Source organism: Mucilaginibacter sp. (genome assembly GCF_965225845.1).
Taxonomy (GTDB): domain Bacteria; phylum Bacteroidota; class Bacteroidia; order Sphingobacteriales; family Sphingobacteriaceae; genus Mucilaginibacter.
The window spans coordinates 798,127-823,388 of sequence record NZ_CBDDBL010000002.1; the positions used below are offsets into that span (position 1 = coordinate 798,127).

Here is a 25,262-nt window from a genome sequence, read left to right on the forward strand (position 1 = left end):
TTAAGCTATATTTGATCATCTAAAATTATATTATGCGTCGTCTCCTAATTGCCTTAATTTTTCTCTGTTTGGTTCAACTTTCATCAAAAGCGCAAATCAATCTTTCAGATAATAAAACATTTATTATAAAAACCGGCAAGATGTCTATGGTGATTGATTATAACCATAAAGCCGGTATAGTTTCGCTTATAACAGATGGAAAAAAAGTGGTGAATGGCGACGACGGGATATTTACTTCATTAAAGGTAAACGGCCTTAATTACTCTTCATTAAATTTAAAAAGCCAACCAAATATTACTAAATCCGGCAATACCATAAGCCTTACAGGTATAAATTATGGTGATAAAACGTTGAATATTACTGAGGAATGGAAATTTACCATCGGCACAGAATCAGTAAAATGGGAGATCAGGCGGACTTTATCAAAGGCGGTTGATATTGAAGAATCAGGTTTCCCGGTATTTAATTTTACCAGCATAAATACCTGGGAAGGCGCTTACCAGGGCTATGGCGGCATTGCCTGGTTTTACCTGTTCAACCAGCCAAATTGTACCTACGGTGTACACACCCGATCATCCGATTTTTGGAACAGCAAAAACGGGAACGGCTTAAATATAACCGTGAACTCGCCGGGAGAACAGGAAGCCATGAAGTACAGCCGCACTACCGGCGACAGGTTGAACTATACCATTACCGCCTCGGATAAGGAAATGGCTTTTAAATATGATAGCGGAACTAACCGCCGCCGGTTTATTAGGACTGGGACAGATGTTTGGGCGCCTTTTAAACTAAGCGCTGTTAATGCAACCCAAACTATAACCTTTACTTATTTTGATTATAACCAAAAATATGGTCGCGGTAAACTGGCCGGTTTAAATGACCAGCAAGTGAGCGGCGTATTGGGTACCATTGCCCGTGTTGGTGTGATCGATTCGCTGCATTATGGCGGTAATAGCTGGGCTACACCTTATGGGCCAATATGTTTACATGAACAGTATATTGCCCAGCTTGGCTTAGGTATTGATGACCCAAATTATTTAACCGGTTACAAAAGTTGCCTGGATTTTTATCGCGATCACGCCATCGAACCTGACGGCCGCATTTACCCGCGCTGGGCCTACACTAACGAAGACGCCATGCCCGGTAAGTATAACCAATATGGTTTTTACGAGGCACAGTGGGGGATGTTGTTAGATTCTCAACCTGATTTTGTGACCAACGTTGCCGAATTGTATGACCTAACCGGTGATAAAACATGGGTAAAAACACATCAGCTATCATGTGAAAAGGTATTGGACTGGTTGCTTAAGCGCGATAGTAATCATAACGGCCTGGTAGAAATGATGACGGATAGCACAGGCCAAAAACGCAGCAGCGACTGGATAGATATTATTTGGGCATCCTACGAAAATGCATTTGTAAACGCTAACCTTTACCACGCGTTAATTAAATGGGCCGAAGTAGAGCGCCAGTTACATAATGATGCAAAAGCAAGCTATTATAAAAAATTTGCGGCCAAATTAAAAGCCGGTTTTAACAAACCAACTACACAAGGCGGGTTTTGGGATGAGGAGAAGCAATGTTATGTACACTGGCGCGATAAGGACGGCAGCATACACGGTGACAACATGGTTACTCCGGTTAATTTTATGGCGATAGCCTACGGCATTTGCGATGATCCCGCCAGGAAAAAAATGATCCTTGACCAAATTGAGTCACAAATGCGGCATGAAAAGCTATTCTTTTGGCCGCTGGTGATGTCGTCATACAAACCGAGCGAAGGCAAGGAATACCAGTTTCCTTTTCCAGAGTATGAGAATGGTGACTTGTTTTTATCATGGGGAGCACTTGGCGTAAATGCTTATGCCGGGTATGATCCTGATATCGCTGTAAAATATGTTAAAAATGTTTTGGCGCAATATGGCAAAGATGGATTGGCTTACCAGCGCTACGGCAGGTTGAAGCAGGATGGGCGCGGCGATGACATTTTAGCCGGGAATAGCCTGACCACTGTAGGGCTATACCAGGCTATTTATGGCGTAAACCCTTTATATAACCGAATGTATCTTAATCCGCATATTACACCTGAACTTTCTGGTACGGAGCTTAACTACAACTTTCGAGGGCAAAAATTATTGATTAAGCTGGATACTGGTAATTATGCTATATCGAATGGGATATTCACTTTAGCTTGTGATCATGATTTTGGTTACAGTGCCTCAAAAAACGAATTTACTTACTATAATAAGGATAATTCACTTGCAGCGTTACAAGTTAAAACCAGCAATACTATTAAAATAAACATTACCCATTGGGACAGCCAAAAAATGAGCTGGATCCAACGCTACTCAATTAGGCAATCGGCACCGGTTGTTTATTTAATTAGCGGGTTAAAACCGGATAAGACTTATGCTGTAATGATAAATGGGACATCAATAAAAAAAATAAAGTGCAATACAGCAGGGCAGCTTATGCTAAAAAATATCGGAAAAATCGGGCAAGAGGTAGTTGTTAGATCATCAGAGTAGAAACATTTCAAAAATACGCGTGTACTATTTTCATAATAATCTTTCAAAGAACAATTTTCCCGCTTTCACAAGCGGATGGTACTGGATAATACAAATTTCGGGAAATGGGTTGAGATAAGTACTGACACTATTTTGTCAGTACTAGCTTTAGATCAATGGGTGGATTTTGTTAATCCTTTTGAGGTATCATCAAGATGTTCGTCTTCAACACATTTGAGTACGATCTGGCCGGGGCTTGTATAGGCAGTTAAGACAAGGTTAGTAATGTGCAACCCTTTCACATCTTGAAAAATGAGGGCAGGCCTGTAATCAGTATCATTCAAACTTAATTTAATGTTTTTAAATGTGACGCCTTCGGCATGGCGCACATAAAATGCCCAGGCGGGTATCTCGCCAAACATAGAGAATTCCGGGTAATCACCCGTTTTTTCAGGAAATTGGTCAAGTCGGCTTAACGCGAAATAGGCCTGAGCCTTGCTTGCCCGACCGGGGTAGCTGATTTCCACCTGGTCAACTACTACGTTTTGAACATTGTGGCCCGGGATGCCGGTTATGGACGATGGGAACGGGTTGTGATACCCTGGTTCTTCGGCACGAACATCATAGTTGATATCTCCCCGGATGAATGGGATCTGGACCTTAATATCGTGCAGGTAAATATTTTTTATGCTCCCTGCATTCCCGGTCCGCTTACCAAGTCGAATGAATATAGCGTTCCCGGTATTTACCGCGTCAATGTGTTCAACCTTAATGTTGTCAATAACCCCGCCATCCACACACTCAATCGCAATTGCCGAGCGGTAAGTATCCTTTATCTTAATATTTTCAATGGTGATGTTTTTAAAGCCGCCAAAAGATGCGGTGCCAAATTTTACCGCGCTTGCCCCGGATATGATGGTGCAGTTGCCCACATAAACCGAATCATCACAATAACCCGGATAATAAGATTTTAAACAGATGCCATCATCGGCAGAGTTTACGCTGCAGTTTACTATTCTTACATTTTTACAATCTGTAATATCGAGGCCGTCGTTGTTCCAATACGCCCTGTTGATTACCTGTATCCCGTCAACCACCAGGTTGGTGCACAACTCAAAGGTAAGCCCCCAGCAGCTTGCGCTTTTGAACGTTACGTTTTTCAGGCTCACCTGTTTACATATTTCAAACCCGATTAATTTGGGCCTCATTTTTTCATTGGGCCTGTTAGCGCCTGCAGAATAATTCGGGTCAATTACAATACCGGCATGATGCAGGCTATCGATATTTAAAGCCAGCGCGGTTCCCTGCCCGTCAATAATTCCCTCTCCCGAGATTGATAGGTTAGTGGCTTTATAGGCGACTAACAGTGCCATATGAGGCAGGTCGTCTTTCTTAGGCGTTTCGGGTAGTTCCGGCATTTTAATTTTGTGGTAATCTGCAGGGTTTGTACTACCGAGCAGCACAGCATCCTTTTCAAGGTACAGTTCAATATTATCCTTCAATTCCAGCGAACCGGTAATAAATCTCCCGGCAGGAATGATCACCTTACCGCCGCCACGACTAAACGCCAGGTCGATAACCTGTTGAATAACTTGGGTATTTAATGTTTTTCCATCGCCAATTGCCCCATGTTGGGTAATATTATATTCAGCCCGGTTTTGACCAAAACTTTTGATTGAAATGATCGGGAGAGTAAATAAGAGAAGTAAAATGATAAGGTATACCCGTAATTTCATAACCTGTTTCAAGCTGTTCCGTTTTTCTGATTTAGCAACTATAAAAATGCTCAATTTTATATCAAAAGTGAGAAAAAGCTGATTTTAAAAATTGGGTATAAAAAAAGCCTAGCGGACGTGCTAGGCTTTATGCTCCTGAGGCTGGGCTCGAACCAGCGACCCTCTGATTAACAGTCAGATGCTCTAACCAGCTGAGCTACTCAGGAATCATTTTCCGTTTTGGAGTGTGCAAAAGTATAATTTCTGAGGTAATTACGCAACGTTTATTTCAAAAAAAATATAAATTACTGAAAATGAGTGAAAAATTTTGTTTTTGAGATTTTGCAGATGATAAAGTTAGTAATCATATTAAGCTATATACCGCCTAAATAGGTTACATACAATATTAAAGATTGAAGTTTCCTGTAAAATCGCAATATTTGCGCAAATACTATATAAATGAGTTTAGTTGTTATTGGCACCGTAGCGTTCGACGCTATTGAAACACCTTTTGGTAAAACGGATAAAATTGTTGGTGGCGCGGCTACTTACGCGAGTTTAGCGGCATCGTACTTTAGCGATGATGTTAAAATTGTTGCTGTAGTGGGTGAGGATTTTCCGCACAGCGAGATCGAGGAATTCCATATCCATCATATTGATACCGAAGGGCTGCAAATAAAACAAGGCGAAAAATCATTCTTTTGGTCGGGAAAATACCATAATGATATGAACAGCCGCGATACGCTGATCACGGAGTTAAACGTATTAGGCGACTTCGATCCTATCATCCCTGAAAATTACCAGGATTGCGAATACCTAATGCTGGGTAACTTAACCCCGCAGGTACAGCAAACGGTCATCAAGCGCCTTAAAAATCGCCCAAAACTGATCGTAATGGATACCATGAACTTTTGGATGGATATTGCCATGGACGATCTGCTGGAAACTATAAAATTAATAGACGTTTTAACTATTAACGACGCCGAAGCCCGCCAGTTATCCGGCGAATATTCTTTAGTAAAAGCTGCTGCTAAAATATTGCAGATGGGCCCAAAATACCTTATCATTAAAAAAGGTGAGCATGGTGCGCTATTATTTGGCGAAAGCATGGTATTTTCAGCACCGGCATTGCCATTGGCTGAAGTTTTTGATCCAACCGGAGCTGGTGACACTTTTGCCGGTGGGTTTATAGGATATTTAGCTAAAGTTGACGATATTAATTTCACCAATATGAAGAATGCGATCATTTATGGTTCAGCATTAGCATCATTTTGTGTAGAGAAATTCGGTACTGAGAAGATCAAGAACCTAACCCAGGAAGAAATTGCTGCAAGAGTGCAGGAATTTGTGGTTTTATCACAATTTTCAATTGATATTAAGGCTTCAATTGTCCAACAGATGTAAAGCGTTCAAAAACTTCGTGGGTATGCGGGGCATCGGCTAATTCAGGGGTTAAGTCTTGACCAGCCCAGTGCTCATAATGTTGTCCTTTGCGCCATAAGCGACTTTCTGTTACGTCATATATAATGCCGTTGCAGGCTACCCATATTTCGGGCTTGTCCTGCCCATTTCGCAGGGCAAGTTGTGATTTTGTATATTGAGGCAGCTCAGGCATGTTTAAATATAATTGATCTCCGTTTAAAATATTCAAAAAGTGCTACATTCATCATTAACAACGCCATACAATAAAAATGGTCTTCAACAGGTATTGTACCCAATCTTAAACTCATATTTTGCGCATTATTATACATCACCACAGGAATTGAAGTAAGTATACCATTAATGATGTAAAACGGAACAAGCACCACTGCAAAAGCCATGTAAAAGCGGTTAAGCCATCGGGCCTTGTAAATAAATTGCAGCAGGATCAACAAAAAAGCCAACAGGGTAAAGGTGACCCGTGTGTATAACTGGTGATGGTAAATTACTAGGATCAAAATAGAGAAAATAATTATCGCGTTGGAAATAATGCGTGTCAACCGCGAATCCAATTCCCGGCTTACATAGTAATTGAGGCAGACGTATATAAAAATGCAGGCAAATGGTATTGTTAAAAAAAAGAAGACTTCTTCAATAGGTAAGTGCAGAAATGTTATGCCAGTAATATAATTAGGGTTAAACGACCATACACCATCTAAAGTGAAAAGCACATCCCAAAACAAAAAAAGCAGCCCGGTTATTGCCAATCCGGGCCAGATAAATTTCCAGCTTTTATAAAAATGTACTTTTTTATCAAAAGAAAGCGCCAGCGGAAAAAGTATGGTGAAAAAATTAATAAGCAGGTAAGTAAACTTCACGGGGCAAATTTAATATTTTAAGATAGTTAATTATATTAAGTTAAGCTTTGCTGAAGAATTGCCTTGCAGTAAAGCGATAGTTTTTTAGTATACGACATTGCAGAACAGGGTTGAGGCTGATCTTTTGATCTATCGATTTAAAAGTAATTTCGCGAAACTCCTTTTTAGCTATGTTTATCATGCTGATGAAAGTTATGTACTATTTCATCCGCGCAGCGCAAAAAACCATAGGTAGCATACCCAGGCACGTGCAATTTTTTGTCAAATGCCTTTATCCCAATACTAAACGCAGTGGTGTATTTTTCTGTAACTAGCTTGTTGCGATCAAAGCAGGCTTGGTTATAAAGGTCGGTTTGATCTGCTGGCATAAACTTATTAAAACTACATAAATTTCCTGCACATTGTTTTTTAGTTAAGACCAAACATTTTGTCTAATTTCGATGCTATGCTGTCGAACAACAATAAACATATTGCAATAATAGGCTCGGGTTTCGCAGGATTATCTGCCGCCTGTGTTTTGGCGAAAGAAGGATTTAAAGTTACCGTTTTAGAGAAAAATGATCAGCCCGGCGGTAGGGCAAGGGTTTGGAAGAAAGATGGCTTTACCTTTGATATGGGCCCGAGCTGGTACTGGATGCCGGATGTATTTGAGAACTTTTTCGCGCTGTTTGGCAAAACTCCGCAGGATTTTTATGACTTAAAAAGATTAGACCCTGGTTATCGTGTTTATTTTGGGCAGGACGATGAAATGGATGTCCCGGCTAATCTTGAGGCTTTAGAAGCACTTTTTGAAAGCATTGAACCCGGCAGCAGCAATAACTTAAAAGAGTTTTTAAAACAAGCCGAATACAAATACAAAGTTGGAATGGGCGAATATGTTTTTCGCCCTTCGCATAATTTAGGCGAATTTATTGATTGGAACCTGATCCGAAAAAGCTTCAGCATGCAGTTGCTTACCGGTATGAGCAAGCATGTGCGTAAGTATTTTAAAAATCCCAGGCTGATCAAATTATTAGAATTCCCGGTTTTGTTTTTAGGCGCAAGGCCGCAGGATACACCTGCCATGTACAGCATGATGAATTATGCCGACCTGGTTTTAGGTACCTGGTACCCGATTGGCGGCATGAACGAGATTGTTAAAGCGATGGTAAGTATTGCAGAAGAACATCAGGTCGATATAAAACTAAACACTGAAGTACTCAAAATTGAAGTTGAAGATGAAAAGGTAAAATATATCATCACCAATAATGGGATTATAGATGCTGATTTTGTGATAACCGGGGCGGACTATGAACATTCCGATCAAAAATTAATAGATGAACCAAATAGGAATTATGACCGCAAATACTGGGATAGCCGTACCATGTCGCCATCGAGTTTGTTATTCTACATTGGCTTAGATAAAAAACTGGGTGACATTAAGCATCATAATTTATTCTTTGATGAAGATTTTGACCAACATGCCGAGGATATCTATACCAAACCCAAATGGCCACAAAAACCATTATTCTATGTTTGCTGCCCGTCAAAAACAGATTCAACTGTCGCACCGGATGGGTATGAAAATTTGTTTTTCCTTGTACCGCTTGCCCCGGGTTTAGAGGATAGCGAGGAACTGCGCAAAAAATATTTCAAATTGATCACAGACCGCTTTGAGGCTATCACCGGTGAAAGTATTCAACACAACATCATTGTAAAGCGCAGCTACGCCATGGATGATTTTAAAGCGGACTATAACTCCTTTAAAGGCAATGCTTATGGTTTAGCCAATACGCTGGGGCAAACCGCTTTTTTTAAACCTGCTATGCGGGCAAAGCATATTAAAAATTTGTTGTTTACCGGGCAGTTGACTGTTCCGGGGCCGGGAGTTCCACCCGCTTTAATATCCGGACAAATAGCAGCCGCGGAAGTGATTAAATATTTAAAATAGCCTGTACAAAAATAGCCCTGCAATTGCAAGGCTACCAATGTTGTAGGGTATATATTTTGTTATTAAGAACTCATTGTACGTGTACGTATTACTGCAGGCCTTGGTGTAGATGGCTGCAAACTTAACTGGTTGATGATACCAATAACCTCTTTAGGCAAATCATCAATATTTTTTTGCGGGTTATGATGAACTTCTCCTACGCCGTAACCTCTCCAAACCACTTTGCGGGTTCTGCGGTCAATCATGTCAATAATTAAGGTGCCTTCTTTGTAATGCTCCTGATCTTCATAAGTTAAACCTCCGCTGTAAGCAAATGGAGCGCCGTAATAGTAATAAGGGCTAAAACCACCCCAACCCCAGCCTCTGCCGCCGAAACCCCAGCCAAGGCCATATCCGCCCCAGCCGTAGCCACCCCAACCGCCCCAGCCACCCCAACCATAGCCTCCCCAGCCGTAGTTAGAATAGTAATTGATTCTTGTACCCCTGCCAACAGTAGTAGTATAGCTTATCAACAGATCCGGTTGTTTTTGTGAAATAGATAAGCCTTTACTTTCTAATGCGGAAGTAGCGGCATCTTTAATTTTAGCATCAGCAATAACAACATTACCCGGCGCTTTACCTTTACCGCTGCCCATAGGCATCCATGCGAAAGTATGATAACGGCTCATGTTGGTTGTATTAAGGCCGGCAGTGTAATAGTTATAACTTTCACAAGATGAAAGGCCGGCTGTAATCAATACAATCAGCCCGAGGTAAATTGATCTTTTCATGGTATTATGCGTAAAGTTGAATATTATATTAGACTATAAACCTGTAAAAGGTTTAATAGTTAAATGTTAAATTTTTTAATAAATTTTAGCTATAACAAATCTATCAAATCGCAAGCCAATATAAGGATGGGTGCGTAATTTCTTTGTTAGAAATAGATTAAAAAGGGATTAAAATCGGTTAAATCAATCCTTCACGTTTCCTGGTGAACCATTCTATACTCAGCAAGGCCAAAATCAGTATAAAAACCCACTTAATATCCACCAGGTCGCTGTAATGCTTGTCCTCATAAACTATTGTTTTGATGTTGTCATTCTTCCTGATCAGATCGGCCAGTTTGTTAATTTCTGAAGGTAATAGCATTTGCCCGCCGGATTGTTTGGCAATGGTATTTAACAAGCGGTGATTCGCCGTACTTTGCCGCGCCTCTAAGTTTAGCGCCTTTACCGTGAACCTGCCATTGGCTGTGAATGTTTTGTTGCCGACTTTAGTACTTACATTGTAAGCGTATTCGTCAGCCGGAAGTGTGCCCGCATTTAACTGGTAGCTTTGCCCGTTACGGGTGAAAAGAAAACTGTATTGCTTCCCTGAATTTGATTTGAGGTCTGCCTTTACATCAGGCGTATTGATCAGCTCCAGGGCATCGTTATATAATTCAGCATTCAGCATAACCTCATCACCATCATCAAAAATATTTTTAGCGGGATAAACCCTGAATTGCTGACGGTTGGCATTGGCAGTTAAATACTGCACACTTTGATCCAGTAATTCCTCAATAGCATGGTGGTTACCTTCGGCTTTGTATTCGGCTAACTGCCATTTCCATAAACCTTCGCCGGTTAAAACAGCTATGCGTTTGCCATCTTCATCAGCAAAAGAAAGCAGGGGGTAGGTGGTGGCTATTTCCCCGATCTTTTGCTTTAATAATACCTGGTTGCCAGGCGTAGAGGAATAGTTGCCAAAGGGTGCCTCCAAAGGCGGGAAGGTGCTTATTTTTTGTCGTGTTGAATCAGGCAGGGTAAATGCCGAAAACTCCGGTACAGGCAGTGCAAGTGCTTCCTGTATCTGGTCGCCATTGGCGAAAATCTTTACCTGATGCTGTGCATCGTTAAAATCCTGCAGATTAGTTTGTGCCCCAAGCATATACCATAGTGGTACCTTGCTTTTAACAATCGCCTGCAAGGCAGGCGAAACACCCGCCGTTAACTGGTGTAGAATAACGAGACTATAATCAGCAGGTTTTATGGTAGAAAGATCAGATAACATCACGGCTTTTACCTCGTAATCCTTGTCGCTTTCAATATCCTGTTTTATCACATTGATATCCGGGTGCAGGTAGTTATATACCAGTAATATCTTTTGTTTGGCATCAATCACCTCTACATAAATGGTTTCGCTGTTGTTTTGGGTTAACAGCTCATTTTTTATTGGCGCTATGCTGATATTAAACCTTCGGATCCCTTTTTTATCTGCATTCAGTTTTATGGGCACCAGTTTTTGAAAAGCATCCGAATTAATGGCAATGTTTTGGCTTGATACCTCTTTGCCGTCTTCTGTAATATTAAGGCGCATATTTTCGCCTTTGCTTTGGTAGGCCTCTGCCAAAACCTCTATCTCAAAATCGTTACCTAAAAAAGCGGTTTTATTGTAGTTTACATTGGCAATCAACAGGTCGCGTTTAGGTATGGTATTGCCTTCGGCGATGGTATAAATGGTTGATTTAATGTTGCGGGCTTCATATTGCGGGTCTGTCCCTTGATTATACAGGCCATCGGTAGCCAATATTACGGCGCCGATGTTTTGGTTTACATAACGCTGGTTCAGTTGCTTTAATGCAGATGATATATCGGTTTGCTTGCCATTAAATTTAGCCGATAATCCATCATGAAGCGTTCTATCAAAATTAAACTCGTGGATTTCGTAGTTATTACCAAGTGATGATTTTAACTGAGCTATACCCGAATTGAGGTTAGCGTTTTTTTGATTGGATGTTGGGAATAATTTAATAGATTCTGAATTATCCTGCAAAACCAGGATCAGGGGTTTTTGTGGCTGATAGCTTACTGTTTTTACCAAAGGGGCCAGCAACAGTAGTGATAAAATAAAAACCGCCAAAGCGCGTACAGCAAACAAAACGTAACTAAAATTACCGGTAAGATTGATTGGCTGGCGGTACATCAACCACCCGTATAAAATACCCAGCAGCAGGCAAGCTAACGCCCACCATCCTGAAACCGCTCCCCATGTGATCAAAAATAAAAACAGCATATCCGGTAAACCAAATATGCTGTTTATTTATGAATTTTATAGAATTGTAATTCTTCGTTCAGAATGACAAAGGGCAACAACGCATGGTTATTCAATTATTCTAATCCTTATCGGCCCTTTTATATGATCTGTATCTACCGGGATTCCCTTTTGCGTAATGGACACTTTGCCTGCTTTGTGCAATACAATTGCTTCCATGCGGACATCATCCATGTGCTTACGCCAGTCTTCAGGAAACATTTGCCGGGATACATCGCTCGGGCAAATGGTTTTGAGTGGCCCGCGTTCGGCAGCCATTGAAAGGATTGTTTCAGCGATAGGTTTTGACATCTGAATAACTAATCTCCAATCACGAACTTTTATTTTCTAAGCTACAACATCCCGCCATCAACCGGGAATACCTGCCCGGTTATGTAAGTTGCCATGTCCGATGCGAGGAAAACGCAGCAATTGGCTACATCGGCAGTTTCGCCGGCACGTTTAAGCGGAATTGCTTGCGCCCAGCCCTCAACAACTTTAGGATCTAATACATCCGTCATTTCGGTGCGGATAAAACCCGGAGCAACTACGTTAGTACGTATATTTCTTGAACCTAATTCCTTAGCTATTGATTTGGAAAAACCGATAATACCTGCCTTTGATGCCGCGTAATTGGCTTGCCCCGCATTACCCTGTACACCTACAACCGAACTCATGTTGATGAACACACCGTCGCGGTTTTTCATCATGATTTTTGATGCCGCTTTGGTAACATTGAAAATTGATTTTAGGTTTACATCCATTACTTCGTCCCATTGCTCTTCGGTCATGCGCATTAACAAACCATCTTTGGTGATACCCGCGTTGTTAACCACAATATGCAGTGTACTGAAATCGGCAATAATATCAGCGATCAATTTTTCGGCTTCATCAAATTTAGAAGCATCCGAGCGGTAGCCTTTTACGGTTGTACCATAGCTTTGCAGTTCTTGCTCTAAAGCCTGTCCTTTTTCAACAGACGACAGGTAGGTAAAGGCCACGTTGGCGCCATGCTCTGCAAATTTTTCTGCTATTTTACGGCCTATGCCCTTTGACGCACCTGTAATCAGCGCGGTTTTTCCTTCTAATAATTTCATGAAGCTTAATAAATTCGTTTTCGGGGAGCGAAGATAATTATTTTGACCGAAAGATGGAAAATCCCTGCTGTTGAAATACTAACGGCTATACATTTACAATTTGGGCTATGTATTCCTTTTGCAATTCCAGCAGGCAATTGGCACACAGGCAACCATCAAACAGTTCGCTTATATACTGTGTTTCGTTTAAGGTTAACTGTACTTTGGCACACTGGCATTTGGTGAATGAATTTGCTTTACATTCAAAGGGTGCCCTGCAGCGGTCGCAATGTACGGTTTCGTGTTTTTGTTGGATCATTAATTAAAATGATAAGTTAACGTTAAGTGCCCTGAGAATGTTTTGTAAGATAAGGCACTGTAACTTGACGATACATAAATATCCTCGTCTGTAAAGTCTAAATCAGTGGCTTGAGAGCCTGAGAATAAAAAATTGTATTTAGCCTCAAGGCCTAAACTCAGGTTATCACTTACCATAACGTCAACTCCTAACTTTGGCGCTATAAATTGCTGGCTGTACGTTGTGTTATAGGTGCTTGTATTACCTTCTCCGTCGTTACTTGAAAAATTAAAAAAGTTAATGTAATTGCCAAAATCCAAACCGAAATAAACTTTAGCGTTATCTGCTATTGGTACGTTATATGCAGCGCCTACGTATGTTTCTAATGAATTGTAACTTCCGTATTGCAGGTATCCCTGTGTTGGGTCGTTACCGACAAAATAAGCGGTATCAACTTTAGCCTTATAGGATACATAACCAATACTGGCATTAAAGGTAAAATTGTTGTAATAATTTAAATAGCTAAAGCTAAAGGTAGGTGCCGCTTTAAATGATTGGCTCATGTCGCCTTGCGGCAAATCATAGCCTGCACTTAATGATAACGCCCATGACCTGTCCCCGTTGCCTCCGTTTCCCCCGTTGCTGTCACCATAAGTTAAACCCTGATTGTTACGTTTTGGCGGATCAGTCGCGGAGTACATTTGCGCATTTACTGATGTGTACAGCAACACTAATAAAGCAGTGAAAAATATTGACCGGAAAGATCTTTTACAAACCATTGCAAGGAAATTATGATACATACGGCTAAGGGTTGAATGCTTAAAAGTAAGTAAAATTATGTGTGAACAAAAAATCCGTAGCAAATAATTATAGCTTTAACTATTAATTATTAACTACGGATTAATGTTTAACAATTAAGCTATTAATTGTTATGCTGAGCAAGTTACGCAACCTTCTTCCATTGAGCAAGATGGTCCTTCTGGTACATCGTTTACTAATTCTGCAACTACTTCAGGTATTACAGCGTCCATGTTTTTGCCGCCCTGGTTCTCTACCGTAAACTTAACAGCTTGCGATGCCGCTTGTGTACGCAGGTAGTACATGCCGGTTTTTAAACCTTTTTTCCATGCGTAGAAGTGCATTGAAGTTAACTTGGAAGCATTTGGCGCATTGATGAACAGGTTAAGTGATTGCGATTGGCAAACATAAGCGCCACGGTCGGCAGCCATGTCAATAATGCTGCGCATTTTTATTTCCCAAACTGTTTTGTACAATTCTTTTACATCAGCAGGGATTTCAGGAATGTCCTGGATAGATCCGTTTGCTGTGATGATCTTGTCCTTCATCTCAGTATCCCAAAGGCCACGGTTAACTAAGTCACGCAATAAGTATTTGTTTACTACGATGAACTCACCGCTTAATACACGACGGGTATAAATGTTAGATGTATATGGCTCAAAGCACTCATTATTACCCAATATTTGTGAGGTTGAAGCTGTAGGCATTGGTGCAACTAATAATGAGTTACGTACGCCATGGTTCATTACATCTAAACGCAGGTTTTCCCAATCCCAACGGCCGCTCTCCGGTTTAACATTCCAAAGGTCGAACTGAAACTGGCCTTTGGACAAAGGTGAGCCTTTGAAGGTTTCATAAGCGCCATCTTTTATTGCCAGGTCTTTAGAAGCTGTCATTGCAGCAAAATAGATGGTTTCAAATATTTCGATGTTCAGTTTCTTGGCTTCGTCGCTTTCAAACGGCATGCGCAACTGGATAAAGGTATCAGCCAAACCTTGTACACCTAAGCCGATAGGGCGGTGGCGCAGGTTTGAATAACGGGCTTCTTCCACAGGGTAATAATTGTTATCGATAATCTTGTTCAGGTTGATGGCAGCCTGGTAAGTAACCTCGTATAATTTGTTATGATCAAATATGCCGTTCTGGATGTAACGGGGTAACGCTAATGAAGCCAAATTACAAACTGCAACTTCGTTAGCATCGGTGTACTCCATAATTTCGGTACAAAGGTTCGAGCTTTTTATAGTACCCAGGTTTTGCTGGTTTGATTTGCTGTTGGCAGCATCTTTATACAACAAGTATGGTGTACCTGTTTCAACCTGTGCATCTAATATCGCGAACCAAAGTTCCTGTGCTTTTATAGTTTTGCGGGCACGGCCTTCTTTCTCGTATTTTTCGTATAATGCTTCAAATTCTTTACCAAAGCAATCCGCTAATCCCGGTGCTTCGTGCGGGCAAAACAGGCTCCAGTCCTCGTTAGCCTCAACGCGGCGCATGAATAAGTCAGATACCCAAAGGGCATAGAACAAATCACGTGCACGCATTTCTTCTTTACCGTGGTTTTTACGAAGGTCTAAAAAGTCAAACACATCTGCATGCCAAGGCTCTAAATAAATAGCGAAAGCGCCTTTACGTTTACCGCCGCCCTGGTCAACATAACGGGCAGTATCGTTAAACACTTTCAGCATTGGGATGATGCCGTTGCTGGTGCCGTTTGTACCGCTGATGTATGAGCCTGTAGCCCTTACATTGTGGATGCTTAAACCAATACCACCAGCGCTTTGTGAAATTTTGGCAGTTTGTTTTAATGTATCATAAATACCTTCAATGCTGTCATCCTTCATGGTTAATAAAAAGCATGAAGACATTTGAGGTTTTGGTGTACCAGCATTAAACAGGGTAGGCGTGGCGTGTGTAAACCAGCGCTCGCTCATCAGGTTGTATGTTTTGATGGCGCTATCAATATCTTCTTTGTGGATACCGATAGATACACGCATAAACAAATGTTGCGGGCGTTCAACTATTTTACCGTCGATCTTCAACAGGTATGATTTTTCAAGCGTTTTAAAGCCGAAATAATCGAAACCAAAGTCGCGGTCGTAAATAATGGTGCTATCTAATACTTCAGCATTTTTTTCTATTACTTCCCATACATCCTCAGCTATTAATGATGCGTTTTTGCCTGTTTTTCCATCTACATATTCATACAGCTTGCGCATCGTCTCAGAAAAAGACTTGGTGGTATTTTTATGCAGGTTTGATACCGCTATACGCGATGCCAGTAATGCATAATCAGGGTGTTTTGTGGTTAATGATGCAGCAGTTTCAGCAGCAAGGTTGTCTAGCTCCGATGTAGTTACACCGTCAAACAAACCCTCAATTACTTTCTTTGCCACGTCGATCGGGTCAACTAAATGAAACCCATAGCATAGTTTTTCAATGCGTGCGGTAATCTTATCAAATTTTACCGATTCTCTTTTTCCGTCTCTTTTTATTACAAACATTTTCCTGAGTATTTAGTAGCTGGTTACTGAATATTTTCTTTTTTTAAGTATCAAGTCGCTAGTATCAAGTAGCAAGACTCTCATTTTTCCTTTTTATATTGATGATTTTAGTTTAATAGTTAGTAAGCAAGTCAATCTAAATACTTGATACCAGCTACTTGATACTAATCCTAAAAGTCATCATCTAATGAAAAGCTCTTGCTGTCTGCCGTAGCGTTCAGCACGCCGCTTTTCTGGTAATCGCCCACGCGTTTTTCAAAGAAGTTGGTTTTGCCCTGCAGCGATATCATCTCCATAAAATCAAACGGATTGGTAGCGCCGTATACTTTATCGTAGCCAAGCTCGCCTAACCACCTGTCGGCAACAAACTCAATGTACTGGCTCATCAGTTTGGCGTTCATGCCAATCAGGTTTACCGGTAGCGCATCGGTCACAAACTCTTTCTCGATCTCCACCGCGTCGGTGATGATCTTGGTTGCTTGTTCCTTTGGTAATTTATGCTCAAGCATACGATACAACAGGCAGGCAAACTCGCAGTGCATACCTTCATCGCGAGAGATCAGTTCATTACTGAATGTTAAGCCCGGCATTAAACCACGTTTCTTTAACCAGAAGATAGAGCAGAAGCTACCGGAGAAGAAAATTCCTTCCACAGCGGCAAAGGCTATCAAACGTTCAGCAAAAGATCCGTTGTTTATCCAACGCAAAGCCCATTCCGCTTTTTTGTTTACACAAGGCACAGTGTCAATGGCGTGGAATAAACGATCTTTTTCGATCGGATCCTTAATATAAGTATCGATCAGCAAAGCATAGGTTTCAGAGTGGATGTTTTCCATCATGATCTGGAAACCGTAAAAGCAACGCGCTTCAGGTAACTGAACTTCGCTCATGAAGTTAATGGCCAGGTTTTCATTCACAATACCGTCGCTGGCTGCAAAAAATGCCAGGATGTGCGATATGAAATGCCTCTCACCGCTGCTCATTGTTTCCCAATGCTTCATATCATCAGAAAGATCGATCTCTTCGGCCGTCCAAAAGCTGGCTTCACATTTTTTGTACATCTCCCAAATAGCGGGATACTTGATCGGCAGGATCACAAACCTGTCCTTGTTCTCTCTGAGTAATAATTCGTCTTCCTGTTTCATTTGTGCCTCTTTAATTTTGGTGCCGACAAAAGACAATTAACCGCCTGCGTTCTCCGGATGAAGCAGTAGCTAAAAGGCTTTCGACAAAACCTTGTTCGTGAAAGTTTTGACAAGCTACACTGGCCGGTTCCTGAAAATTTCAGTTAAACTTAGTGCGTTTAAGCCGGTAACCTGTGTAGCATTTGTAAGAACTTGTTAATCCAAATATAAGGGCTAAATGATGTTGTTTGGTAGCGATAGTTTTACACAAGAGGCCGAGTTGTTAACAAATTGCCGTCCTAATTATTTTGAGATGAGCATGTTATAGACATTGGAATGACAAAGTAAGAATTTTGTCATTTAGAAATGATGGTGGAAAAACTTGTAATCGCACTGCCAATAATTCTTTCATTGGCAGTGCTTTACAACCTTGGGTTTTATTTAACCAGCGGTACAAATTTCATGGATAGTGAGTTTACACAATGGCGTGTGTTTTTTGGTGTTAAATACTCTCCCTCGAAAACGTGGCCCAAGTGCGCACCGCAATTAGCACATACAATTTCCACACGGCGACCGTCGGCATCGGGTACGCGTTTTACAGCTCCGGGTATCTCATCATCAAAGCTCGGCCAGCCACAATGCGACTCAAACTTAGTTGCCGACTCGTACAAAGGCGCATCGCAACGCTTGCACACATAAACGCCTTCGGCTTTATTGTTTAATAACGAACCGGTAAACGGGCGCTCAGTACCTTTATGTAGTATTACGTATTCTTCTTCGGGTGTTAATTGATTGTATTCCATTATTGATTACGATTGCACAGATTGTTGATATGATTTCGCCGATTTTTATCCTTTCGGCTTATATAAATATACGACAAATTTTGGGTGGATTTTGTTTGTGGGGAGGATGTTTACAATGGGTTGACCAACAAAAAATCCCGGCCATAAGCCAGGATTTTCTATACCTTGATACTCGATACTAATTACTTGATACTATTTAGAAGTTCAGCCATTGCAGCACCAATTTCAGCTGGTGATTCAACAACTTTAATACCGCATTCGGTCATGATCTTCATTTTCGCGGCTGCAGTATCGTCGGCACCGCCAACAATTGCACCCGCGTGGCCCATACGGCGGCCCGGAGGCGCTGTTTGGCCTGCAATAAAACCAACAACCGGTTTAGTGCCGTTTGCTTTAATCCAGCGTGCAGCTTCAGCTTCCATGCCACCACCAATTTCACCTATCATGATGATTCCGTGAGTTTCAGGGTCATTCATTAATAACTCAACAGCCTCTTTAGTAGTAGTACCGATGATAGGGTCGCCACCAATACCGATAGCAGTAGTGATGCCCATTCCGGCTTTAACAACCTGGTCAACCGCCTCGTAAGTAAGCGTGCCTGACTTTGAAACCACACCGACGTTACCTTTTTTGAAGATAAAGCCTGGCATAATGCCAATTTTAGCTTCATCGGCAGTGATAATGCCCGGGCAGTTTGGCCCGATAAGGCGAGTATCCCTGTCGCTGATATATTCTTTTACCAGGATCATATCCTTTGTAGGGATACCTTCGGTAATACAAACAATAACTTTAATTCCGGCTTCGGCAGCTTCCATAATGGCATCGGCAGCAAAAGCAGGAGGTACAAATATGATAGATACATCAGCGCCTGTTTTATCAACAGCGTCTTTTACAGTGTTGAAAATCGGCCTGTCAAGGTGGCTTTGGCCGCCTTTGCCCGGCGTAACACCGCCAACAACCTGCGTACCATAGGCAATCATTTGCTCAGCATGATAAGTACCTTCTTTACCGGTAAAACCCTGAACAATAACTTTTGAATCTTTGTTTACAAGAACACTCATTGCTGTTTTTCTAATTTAGTAGCGCAAAGCTAAAATATTTTTGTGCCCTGCGATGCTGTTGGCGTAATTTTTTTGTAAAAGTTTGGTTGGATTGATGCGATCTGTATCAGAACGTCATTGCGAGGAACGAAGCAATCTCTACATAGGCAGGTCGGCTTTGCAAGTTCGCTCTGTATAGCATAAAGATTGCTTCGTTCCTCGCAATGACGCGCGGTGAGTACTTGCTGATTAAAGTTATTCCTTAACCGCCACAAATTCCCCCTCACTCTTAGCAACCACAATCGTTGCGATCCCATTCCCTATCAAATTGGTAATAGCCCTCGCTTCCGACATAAACCTGTCTATTCCCAGCAAAATCGCCACGCCTTCAATCGGGATTATTTTAATAGCCGCAAGGGTTGAAGTCAATACAATAAAACCACCACCGGTTACCGCCGCTGCGCCTTTGGAGGTGAGCATCAGGATACCGATGATTACCAGTTGCTGTTCGATGCTGAGATCGATATGGAAAACCTGCGCTAAGAAAATAACTGCCATCGACATATAAATAGTAGTACCATCCAAATTGAAACTGTATCCGGTAGGGATCACTAAACCAACAACCGATTTGGAGCAGCCGTATTTTTCCATTTTTTCGATCATACTGGGCAAGGCGGATTCAGAGGAGGAGGTGCCTAATACCAGCAGTATTTCATTCTTAATATATTTAAGATAATGCCACAAGCTGAATTTGTAAATGCGGCAAACGATATTCAACACTACAAAAATAAACAGGAACATGGTGAGGTATACCGACCCCATTAACTTCATCATAGGCTGCAACGTGCTGATACCGTAAGTTCCCACCGTATAAGCCATCCCGCTGAACGCGCCGATAGGGGCAAGCCGCATGATAAGCTTCATGATATTGAAGAATACCTTGGAGATCTTGTCGATACCTGAAATGATAGATTTACCCGCTTCGCCCATTTTGCTGATGCCATAGCCAAAAAGTATCGCAAAGAACAACACCTGCAAAATATCGCCGGTAGCAAATGCATTAAATATATTGGAGGGTACAATGTGCGTTACAAACTCTCCCCAATGCATATCGGCAGCGGCTTTTTGATACTCGGCTAATTTTCCTGTTTTGTCGGCTACAGGATGATTAATAAAACCATCACCGGGTTTAAGCACATTGGCAACTACCAGGCCGATAATCAGGGCAAAGGTGGTCATGATCTCGAAATACAGTATCGCCTTGCCGCCAACACGGCCTACTTTCTTCATATCATCCACACCTGCAATGCCTAACACGATGGTGCAGAAGATGATCGGCACGATCAGCATGGTGATCATGTTGATGAAAGTTTTGCTGATAATTTGCGCGGTTGGAGCGAAGCCTTTAAAGCATGCACCCACAATAACACCCAGAACAATGCCTGTTATTACCTGAAAAGTTAAGTTGGATAGTAAACGCCTCATAATTGAATAACAATTATAGCGAATAAATTACGGTTTTATAAGCAGCCGTTTCTATTGAGATAGGATATTTATCGCAGACCTATGCAGATGTATTTAACCCTAATCAAGGCTTTTAGCATTGGTTAGGGCTAATCTGTTTATACAAATTTCAGGATATTCTCGGTTGTATCAACTTCGCCTAATCTTGGGAAGATGAATTTAAAGCTGTGCGCATGCGCATCGGCAAACATGTCAGTCATGGCATCGCTGGCAAAAGTTAAATTATAACCTAAAGCGGCAGCGTTACGCGCGGTACCTTCAACACCTATACTGCTGGAAATACCGGCAATAACTATACCTGTTATACCTGCTTTTTTAAGCTGCGCATCAAGGTCGGTGGTGTCAAAAGCCCCCCAGGAAGATTTGGTAACGAAAATATCCGAGTCAGTTGTTTTTAGCTCGGGAATGATCCCGGTAAAATCAGCAGGAAGCGAACCGTGTGACGGTGCAGGCTCCTTACGTGATGGTTTAAATTTCGCAGGATCGACATTAACAATTACAACCGGTCGGCCAGCTTTGCGGAAAGCGTCGGCTAATTTTACTGTATTTTCAATTACACCGGCAACCGGGTGCGCTAACGGGAGCGCAACAATACCGTTTTGCATGTCGATCAATACAAGGGCTGTTTTTTCATCTAAGGCAGTAATCATAGAATTTATTTTGATGTTTAATTTAATAAGGCAAACTTACAAGTTTAACTAACTATATCAAAAAAATAATTTTCATTAAATAAACATTTTGCCTGTGTATTGGTAGTAGTACTAACAAGTTAAATCACACATATCATGAAGTACGCATTTATTTTTGGTACAAGCGCTTTTATAGTTCCCCATGGCGTTATCACCGTAGCCGATGAAGACAACGCAAAAGACATACTGAGCGTTCGCTCTGTTATTAAAGATACCGACCCCGATTCATTTTTTAGCATCGATTTGGATATCAGTGATGCCCATGGCAACTATATCCGCTTGACCGGCAGCAAACCTGAAAGCGAAGGCAGCTATAAAGTTACACAGGAACGCAATAGCGTTAAGGTGTTGAATGCTGATGGATCTTTATTGATACAGGTGCATCAATTAGATGAAGATGTTGCCATGAATTTGGAGCATAACATTACTGCGGAGTTTGAAGTTAACATGCCTTTAACATTTATTCGTATTAACGGCGACTTTATGGCAGAAGGTATACATGTTGTATCTGAAAACGAAAAGCTTTGGGTTAATGAAGATTCATGGGCGACATCGGCACTGGCCGGCAAAAGCAATCTGCGCTTTACTGCTGACGGTGTTGTATTATAAGATAAATTACTGCGATCTGAGTTTTGCTACCGGTAAAGTTTGGATCACATTTTAGTTTTATGATCTCTCTTGTCATTCTGAACCCGGTGAAGAATCTGCAGTGGGGTATAAGCGCAAAGATGCTTAGTCCTTAGCATGACAAATTAATCCACCAACTCGTAACAATCAAAACCTGCGGTTTGCAAGGTTGATTCTACTTTGCGGGGACAAAGATTGTTGCCTACAATGCGCAACACGTGGTCGCAATCTTCCAGGTCGAAATTCCAATCTTGAATAGCCGGCATGGCAGTTAGCAAGGGTTTTACCTTGCTAACTGCTTGCTTATCGGCAACATTAGTTACAAATACCAGTATGTCCATGCCGATGATATTTAAAATTAATTATTGGGTTCAGTTGCTTTAGGTTCTTCGGTTTTAAAATCCTCCCAGCCGCTAAACCTTCCGCCACGACGATGATCGCCAAAACCTCCGCACATGCGTTCGCTCATTTTTTGTTTAAAGCGTTCCTTTTCTTCCGGGGTCATGTTCTTAAACTTTTCTTCCATTTTGCGGCGCATCCACGGGGCTCCGCCACCACCGCCCCAGCCGCGGCCGCCTTTGCCAAAGCCAAACAGGATCTTGCATAAAATAAATATGCCCATAGCCTGCCAAAAGGTGATTATACCTACGTGCAATATTGCTGGCAGCAGGTTGTTCCAAAGCTGCATTACCACAAAGCTTATCAGCGTTAATACTGCGGCAGCAATTATGGGTATAAAAATAAACTTGCCTCTAAAAAATATTCTTTTCATTTCTTTAATTTTTTTTGTAATTATTTGTTTTGCAATGCACTCAATAGGGCTTTGCCGTTAATATTCTGTAATTTCTGTATACAATTGTTTCAGCCGCTTGCGCAGGTGTAATACCGCGTAGCGCTTTCGTGTAACCAGCGTTTGTACATTATCGCCGGTTAGTTCTGCCATCTCGGCAAATGATATATCCTCCAATTCATTCCAGATGAAAACCTGGCGTTGTTTTTCAGGCAGCTCATCCAGCGCCAAAAACAGTTGTTCCCAAAACAGATTGCGCAGGTATTCAGTTTCGGGAGTTGCTGCTTCGGTTAACAGGATAGCCTTAAAATCGGTACCATCATCGTCCATATCCTCCTCGTTGCCCGCCAGCATGTCGTCCAACAGCGTTTCTGATTTCTTTTTATGCTTGTCGGTAATTTTGTTGGTGGCAACCTTGTACAACCAGGCGCCTGTTTGTTCAATAGGTTCGGAGTTAATGACCGTACTAAACTGGTACCATACATCCTGCAGGATGTCTTCGGCATCGGCATCGTTTTTTACCCTGCGGCGGATAAAACTCAACAGGTTTTTACCATACGATTTTATTGTTTGTATGACGTGGCTGTTGTTATCCTGGGGCATTACGGCTGTTACCAATGTATTGTGCATTTAAATATAAAGACGATTATGTTATAAAAACATTTTAAATTATTTAATAAAAAAAGCAGCGCCGGTTTCGGCGCTGCTTTTTTTATTAAATAATGAGTAGAAATCGGTTGATTGGAGATTAGTTGGATGGTTAATATGACTCACCCCGACATCGCTTTGTTTGTCGATACTCTTCGACTACGGCGGAAAGAGGGCAAAAAATTTTTCAGCTTATGCACAGCACTTTCAACTTTTAACCTTCAACTCAAAATCAATGATCGGTCGTATTGATGTCCGAATGGATCTTCATAGGCATTTTCATTCCGCCGGGTATCTTAGGGTTATCAAGGATGTCAAGATTGCCACCTATATCCTGTTTTAATTTTTCTTCTATCACCCAGCCGGTTTTTTTGTCGGCTTTAATATCAGTAACAATGGTGCCGCTTAAGTCGTATTTTACAGGCATGCCATTTATTTGCGCAGGCGTGCTGGTTATAGCTGTACTTACTTTGGAGTCTCCGTGAATCTGGTAATAGGTATCGGTAACATCCTGTAACTGGTAGGTTGAAACCAAATTAGCCGACATAACCGACTGCATACTGGTTTTAATAACCCACGAATCGTTTTTGGCTACTTTAACCGAGGGGTAGATTGCCAGCGTTTGCTCCAGGTTTCCTTTAAAAGCGGTTTCGCCAAATGACTGCATAAACTGGGCCTTCATTTGCGCTTTTTGTGTTTCATCAACCTGGGGCAGGTTTGCGAAAATAGCGTTGATAATGTTTTCAATATTTTTTACCTCCAGCACATGCCCGGTTCTTGTAACCGTTACCGAAAACGGTTTATTGATCATCCCGGCTAAAAAAGTGGATGACATATCCTTGGGGTCTTTGTTGTCGGAGTTCATTTCAACGGTACCTGCGGGCGATACTACCTTTAGCCCGATGCTTACATAGCTTACCTGCATGTGGTAAATTGTATCCATAACATCGGTAACATTAAAGGCGGTTTTGGCTGCCATGTCAATAGCGATATTTACATCCTGCCCGTTATAGGTTTGCGTAATGGACGATGTTACGGTACTATTGGTAAAGTAGGTATTGCCTTTAACCAAATTGAGGGCAGGTTTATACTTTTGCGCCTGGCAATTTGAAAGGATCAGCAATAAAAATAATGAGCTTAAAAGGGTTTTCATGAATGAAAAATTTGATGGTTTATTTAGTTTTAAAAAGTATGGAGGGTGTTTAGGCTATCCAAAGATAGGGTTTAATAAATAGGAACAATAAACAGAAGCCGATTATTCTACAAAATCCTTTTGTTCAACTTTTACAAAGCCGCCGCTGTTATCAGTGCGGATAAATACGTGCACACTATATAAAAAGTTATCAAAAATATAAATGTTATTATACTGATCTACACCCTGGAAATTCTTTTTCAGCTCCGCCGTTTGTGCCTCGCCAATTAAAGTAAGCAGGTATTTGGTGTTAGTGCTCTTATAAATTACAGTATGTAATACCTTGTCACTTTTAGTTTTTACACCGTCACCAATTATAACAGTTTCCGGCTTTGATGCGGCTGTAATACCTATGTAGTGATGAAGTATAAATCCGTTGGGCGATTGCTCGGTGTATTCCTGCCTAAAAGGCTTGCCCGAGGTTAAAAAGTTATTACCGTCAGTCAAATTAATGGTAGCCAAGTTAGTCAGGTCCGACATCGAGATACTTTGCGTGTGCGCGCTTAATCCACCTAAGCACAAAGCCATTACAACCAGCAGTTTTTTCATTTTATCAAATATATATTTTTTTCTGTTAGGTGCGAAGTGAATATTTGGAGCGAAGGGATATTTGGAGCGAAATTTTCAGAGCGAGAGCGGGTAAGTT

General features: G+C 41.4%; 25 protein-coding genes and 1 tRNA gene. 4 read left to right on the forward strand and 22 right to left on the reverse strand.

Translation table 11 applies throughout. The features are described 5' to 3' along the window. Window positions 1-32: 32 nt before the first annotated feature. Complete coding sequence (locus tag ACYZ0U_RS07510) at window positions 33-2,528, forward strand: alpha-L-rhamnosidase-related protein (protein ID WP_461451443.1); 2,496 nt, start codon at window positions 33-35, stop codon at window positions 2,526-2,528. Between the two features lie 152 nt (window positions 2,529-2,680). Here the strand turns inward: ACYZ0U_RS07510 and ACYZ0U_RS07515 are convergent, their stop codons facing one another. Continuing rightward, complete coding sequence (locus tag ACYZ0U_RS07515; RefSeq protein ID WP_461451445.1) at window positions 2,681-4,243, reverse strand: glycoside hydrolase family 28 protein; 1,563 nt, start codon at window positions 4,241-4,243, stop codon at window positions 2,681-2,683. A 132-nt stretch (window positions 4,244-4,375) separates the two neighbouring features. After that, a tRNA-Asn gene (locus ACYZ0U_RS07520) sits at window positions 4,376-4,449 on the reverse strand. Window positions 4,450-4,681: 232 nt separating this feature from the next. On the opposite strand from ACYZ0U_RS07520, the gene ACYZ0U_RS07525 reads away from it, so the two are divergent. Then, the gene (locus tag ACYZ0U_RS07525; protein ID WP_461451447.1) at window positions 4,682-5,626 is read left to right on the forward strand and encodes a PfkB family carbohydrate kinase; all 945 of its coding nucleotides are present in this window, start codon (window positions 4,682-4,684) and stop codon (window positions 5,624-5,626) included. Here the strand turns inward: ACYZ0U_RS07525 and ACYZ0U_RS07530 are convergent. The 3 genes from ACYZ0U_RS07530 to ACYZ0U_RS07540 are packed head-to-tail and all read right to left on the reverse strand — an operon-like array spanning window position 5,598 to window position 6,700. Continuing rightward, window positions 5,598-5,837, reverse strand: a complete 240-nt coding sequence (locus tag ACYZ0U_RS07530) for a cytochrome b5 domain-containing protein (RefSeq protein WP_461451449.1) — start codon at window positions 5,835-5,837, stop codon at window positions 5,598-5,600. The genes ACYZ0U_RS07525 and ACYZ0U_RS07530 overlap by 29 nt on opposite strands. Further along, window positions 5,830-6,519 (reverse strand): lycopene cyclase domain-containing protein, encoded by a 690-nt coding sequence (locus tag ACYZ0U_RS07535; RefSeq protein ID WP_461451451.1) that lies wholly within the window; start codon window positions 6,517-6,519, stop codon window positions 5,830-5,832. The genes ACYZ0U_RS07530 and ACYZ0U_RS07535 overlap by 8 nt, the downstream gene beginning before the upstream one ends. 40 nt (window positions 6,520-6,559) lie before the next feature. Next, window positions 6,560-6,700 (reverse strand): hypothetical protein, encoded by a 141-nt coding sequence (locus tag ACYZ0U_RS07540; protein WP_461451453.1) that lies wholly within the window; start codon window positions 6,698-6,700, stop codon window positions 6,560-6,562. Window positions 6,701-6,946: 246 nt separating this feature from the next. Here ACYZ0U_RS07540 and ACYZ0U_RS07545 point away from each other — a divergent pair, with 246 nt between their 5' ends. Then, window positions 6,947-8,449 carry a phytoene desaturase family protein gene (locus tag ACYZ0U_RS07545; protein ID WP_461451455.1) on the forward strand — a complete coding sequence of 501 codons (1,503 nt, stop codon included), beginning with the start codon at window positions 6,947-6,949 and terminating at the stop codon, window positions 8,447-8,449. Between the two features lie 62 nt (window positions 8,450-8,511). Here the strand turns inward: ACYZ0U_RS07545 and ACYZ0U_RS07550 are convergent, their stop codons facing one another. The 12 genes from ACYZ0U_RS07550 to ACYZ0U_RS07605 all read right to left on the reverse strand — a co-directional run bounded on the left by ACYZ0U_RS07550 (window position 8,512) and on the right by ACYZ0U_RS07605 (window position 21,320). Beyond that, the gene (locus ACYZ0U_RS07550; RefSeq protein WP_461451457.1) at window positions 8,512-9,219 is read right to left on the reverse strand and encodes a DUF4136 domain-containing protein; all 708 of its coding nucleotides are present in this window, start codon (window positions 9,217-9,219) and stop codon (window positions 8,512-8,514) included. 178 nt (window positions 9,220-9,397) lie between these two features. Further along, a complete protein-coding gene (locus ACYZ0U_RS07555) occupies window positions 9,398-11,485 on the reverse strand; it encodes a hypothetical protein (protein ID WP_461451459.1) in 2,088 nt (695 codons plus the stop codon). 87 nt (window positions 11,486-11,572) lie between these two features. After that, window positions 11,573-11,815, reverse strand: a complete 243-nt coding sequence (locus ACYZ0U_RS07560; protein WP_461451461.1) for a DUF3253 domain-containing protein — start codon at window positions 11,813-11,815, stop codon at window positions 11,573-11,575. A gap of 41 nt (window positions 11,816-11,856) precedes the next feature. Continuing rightward, window positions 11,857-12,600, reverse strand: a complete 744-nt coding sequence (fabG, locus tag ACYZ0U_RS07565) for a 3-oxoacyl-[acyl-carrier-protein] reductase (RefSeq protein ID WP_461451463.1) — start codon at window positions 12,598-12,600, stop codon at window positions 11,857-11,859. An 85-nt stretch (window positions 12,601-12,685) separates the two neighbouring features. Continuing rightward, the gene (locus ACYZ0U_RS07570; RefSeq protein WP_461451465.1) at window positions 12,686-12,898 is read right to left on the reverse strand and encodes a cysteine-rich CWC family protein; all 213 of its coding nucleotides are present in this window, start codon (window positions 12,896-12,898) and stop codon (window positions 12,686-12,688) included. Then, a complete protein-coding gene (locus ACYZ0U_RS07575; protein WP_461451467.1) occupies window positions 12,898-13,677 on the reverse strand; it encodes a hypothetical protein in 780 nt (259 codons plus the stop codon). Before ACYZ0U_RS07575 ends, ACYZ0U_RS07570 begins: the two co-directional genes overlap by 1 nt. 129 nt (window positions 13,678-13,806) lie before the next feature. Beyond that, window positions 13,807-16,179, reverse strand: coding sequence for a ribonucleoside-diphosphate reductase subunit alpha (locus ACYZ0U_RS07580; RefSeq protein ID WP_461451469.1), 2,373 nt, complete (start codon window positions 16,177-16,179; stop codon window positions 13,807-13,809). A 170-nt stretch (window positions 16,180-16,349) separates the two neighbouring features. Beyond that, window positions 16,350-17,324, reverse strand: a complete 975-nt coding sequence (locus tag ACYZ0U_RS07585) for a ribonucleoside-diphosphate reductase small subunit (protein ID WP_461451471.1) — start codon at window positions 17,322-17,324, stop codon at window positions 16,350-16,352. Between the two features lie 416 nt (window positions 17,325-17,740). After that, complete coding sequence (locus ACYZ0U_RS07590) at window positions 17,741-18,106, reverse strand: methionine-R-sulfoxide reductase (RefSeq protein WP_461451473.1); 366 nt, start codon at window positions 18,104-18,106, stop codon at window positions 17,741-17,743. A 182-nt stretch (window positions 18,107-18,288) separates the two neighbouring features. Further along, entirely contained in the window at window positions 18,289-19,167 is an 879-nt protein-coding gene (gene sucD, locus ACYZ0U_RS07595) for a succinate--CoA ligase subunit alpha (protein ID WP_461451475.1), read from the reverse strand. Window positions 19,168-19,401: 234 nt separating this feature from the next. Next, window positions 19,402-20,631 carry a C4-dicarboxylate transporter DctA gene (dctA, locus tag ACYZ0U_RS07600; RefSeq protein ID WP_461451477.1) on the reverse strand — a complete coding sequence of 410 codons (1,230 nt, stop codon included), beginning with the start codon at window positions 20,629-20,631 and terminating at the stop codon, window positions 19,402-19,404. A gap of 137 nt (window positions 20,632-20,768) precedes the next feature. Further along, the gene (locus ACYZ0U_RS07605; protein WP_461451479.1) at window positions 20,769-21,320 is read right to left on the reverse strand and encodes an isochorismatase family protein; all 552 of its coding nucleotides are present in this window, start codon (window positions 21,318-21,320) and stop codon (window positions 20,769-20,771) included. A 135-nt stretch (window positions 21,321-21,455) separates the two neighbouring features. Between ACYZ0U_RS07605 and ACYZ0U_RS07610 the strand changes: the two genes are divergently transcribed. Beyond that, on the forward strand, window positions 21,456-21,968 hold the full coding sequence (locus tag ACYZ0U_RS07610; RefSeq protein ID WP_461451481.1) for a hypothetical protein: 513 nt from the start codon (window positions 21,456-21,458) through the stop codon (window positions 21,966-21,968). Window positions 21,969-22,111: 143 nt separating this feature from the next. On the opposite strand, the gene ACYZ0U_RS07615 is transcribed toward ACYZ0U_RS07610, so the two are convergent. From ACYZ0U_RS07615 to ACYZ0U_RS07635, 5 genes are all read right to left on the reverse strand, one after another. Next, the gene (locus ACYZ0U_RS07615) at window positions 22,112-22,327 is read right to left on the reverse strand and encodes a hypothetical protein (protein ID WP_461451482.1); all 216 of its coding nucleotides are present in this window, start codon (window positions 22,325-22,327) and stop codon (window positions 22,112-22,114) included. A gap of 17 nt (window positions 22,328-22,344) precedes the next feature. Further along, window positions 22,345-22,758, reverse strand: a complete 414-nt coding sequence (locus ACYZ0U_RS07620; protein WP_461451483.1) for a hypothetical protein — start codon at window positions 22,756-22,758, stop codon at window positions 22,345-22,347. 57 nt (window positions 22,759-22,815) lie between these two features. Next, window positions 22,816-23,406: an RNA polymerase sigma factor gene (locus ACYZ0U_RS07625; protein ID WP_461451484.1), complete on the reverse strand. Its 591-nt coding sequence runs from the start codon at window positions 23,404-23,406 to the stop codon at window positions 22,816-22,818. Window positions 23,407-23,656: 250 nt separating this feature from the next. Then, window positions 23,657-24,577, reverse strand: coding sequence for a DUF6263 family protein (locus tag ACYZ0U_RS07630; RefSeq protein ID WP_461451485.1), 921 nt, complete (start codon window positions 24,575-24,577; stop codon window positions 23,657-23,659). A gap of 102 nt (window positions 24,578-24,679) precedes the next feature. Beyond that, window positions 24,680-25,165, reverse strand: coding sequence for a hypothetical protein (locus tag ACYZ0U_RS07635; RefSeq protein WP_461451486.1), 486 nt, complete (start codon window positions 25,163-25,165; stop codon window positions 24,680-24,682). Window positions 25,166-25,262 lie beyond the last annotated feature (97 nt).

Bases quoted from the DNA above. Each gene is read 5' to 3' on its own strand.
- ACYZ0U_RS07510 (WP_461451443.1), top strand. From the start codon at position 33: ATGCGTCGTCTCCTAATTGCCTTAATTTTTCTCTGTTTGGTTCAACTT.
- ACYZ0U_RS07515 (WP_461451445.1), bottom strand. From the start codon at position 4,243: ATGAAATTACGGGTATACCTTATCATTTTACTTCTCTTATTTACTCTC.
- ACYZ0U_RS07525 (WP_461451447.1), top strand. From the start codon at position 4,682: ATGAGTTTAGTTGTTATTGGCACCGTAGCGTTCGACGCTATTGAAACA.
- ACYZ0U_RS07530 (WP_461451449.1), bottom strand. From the start codon at position 5,837: ATGCCTGAGCTGCCTCAATATACAAAATCACAACTTGCCCTGCGAAAT.
- ACYZ0U_RS07540 (WP_461451453.1), bottom strand. From the start codon at position 6,700: ATGATAAACATAGCTAAAAAGGAGTTTCGCGAAATTACTTTTAAATCG.
- ACYZ0U_RS07550 (WP_461451457.1), bottom strand. From the start codon at position 9,219: ATGAAAAGATCAATTTACCTCGGGCTGATTGTATTGATTACAGCCGGC.
- ACYZ0U_RS07555 (WP_461451459.1), bottom strand. From the start codon at position 11,485: ATGCTGTTTTTATTTTTGATCACATGGGGAGCGGTTTCAGGATGGTGG.
- ACYZ0U_RS07560 (WP_461451461.1), bottom strand. From the start codon at position 11,815: ATGTCAAAACCTATCGCTGAAACAATCCTTTCAATGGCTGCCGAACGC.
- fabG (WP_461451463.1), bottom strand. From the start codon at position 12,600: ATGAAATTATTAGAAGGAAAAACCGCGCTGATTACAGGTGCGTCAAAG.
- ACYZ0U_RS07570 (WP_461451465.1), bottom strand. From the start codon at position 12,898: ATGATCCAACAAAAACACGAAACCGTACATTGCGACCGCTGCAGGGCA.
- ACYZ0U_RS07575 (WP_461451467.1), bottom strand. From the start codon at position 13,677: ATGTATCATAATTTCCTTGCAATGGTTTGTAAAAGATCTTTCCGGTCA.
- ACYZ0U_RS07580 (WP_461451469.1), bottom strand. From the start codon at position 16,179: ATGTTTGTAATAAAAAGAGACGGAAAAAGAGAATCGGTAAAATTTGAT.
- ACYZ0U_RS07585 (WP_461451471.1), bottom strand. From the start codon at position 17,324: ATGAAACAGGAAGACGAATTATTACTCAGAGAGAACAAGGACAGGTTT.
- ACYZ0U_RS07590 (WP_461451473.1), bottom strand. From the start codon at position 18,106: ATGGAATACAATCAATTAACACCCGAAGAAGAATACGTAATACTACAT.
- sucD (WP_461451475.1), bottom strand. From the start codon at position 19,167: ATGAGTGTTCTTGTAAACAAAGATTCAAAAGTTATTGTTCAGGGTTTT.
- dctA (WP_461451477.1), bottom strand. From the start codon at position 20,631: ATGAGGCGTTTACTATCCAACTTAACTTTTCAGGTAATAACAGGCATT.
- ACYZ0U_RS07605 (WP_461451479.1), bottom strand. From the start codon at position 21,320: ATGATTACTGCCTTAGATGAAAAAACAGCCCTTGTATTGATCGACATG.
- ACYZ0U_RS07610 (WP_461451481.1), top strand. From the start codon at position 21,456: ATGAAGTACGCATTTATTTTTGGTACAAGCGCTTTTATAGTTCCCCAT.
- ACYZ0U_RS07615 (WP_461451482.1), bottom strand. From the start codon at position 22,327: ATGGACATACTGGTATTTGTAACTAATGTTGCCGATAAGCAAGCAGTT.
- ACYZ0U_RS07620 (WP_461451483.1), bottom strand. From the start codon at position 22,758: ATGAAAAGAATATTTTTTAGAGGCAAGTTTATTTTTATACCCATAATT.
- ACYZ0U_RS07625 (WP_461451484.1), bottom strand. From the start codon at position 23,406: ATGCACAATACATTGGTAACAGCCGTAATGCCCCAGGATAACAACAGC.
- ACYZ0U_RS07630 (WP_461451485.1), bottom strand. From the start codon at position 24,577: ATGAAAACCCTTTTAAGCTCATTATTTTTATTGCTGATCCTTTCAAAT.
- ACYZ0U_RS07635 (WP_461451486.1), bottom strand. From the start codon at position 25,165: ATGAAAAAACTGCTGGTTGTAATGGCTTTGTGCTTAGGTGGATTAAGC.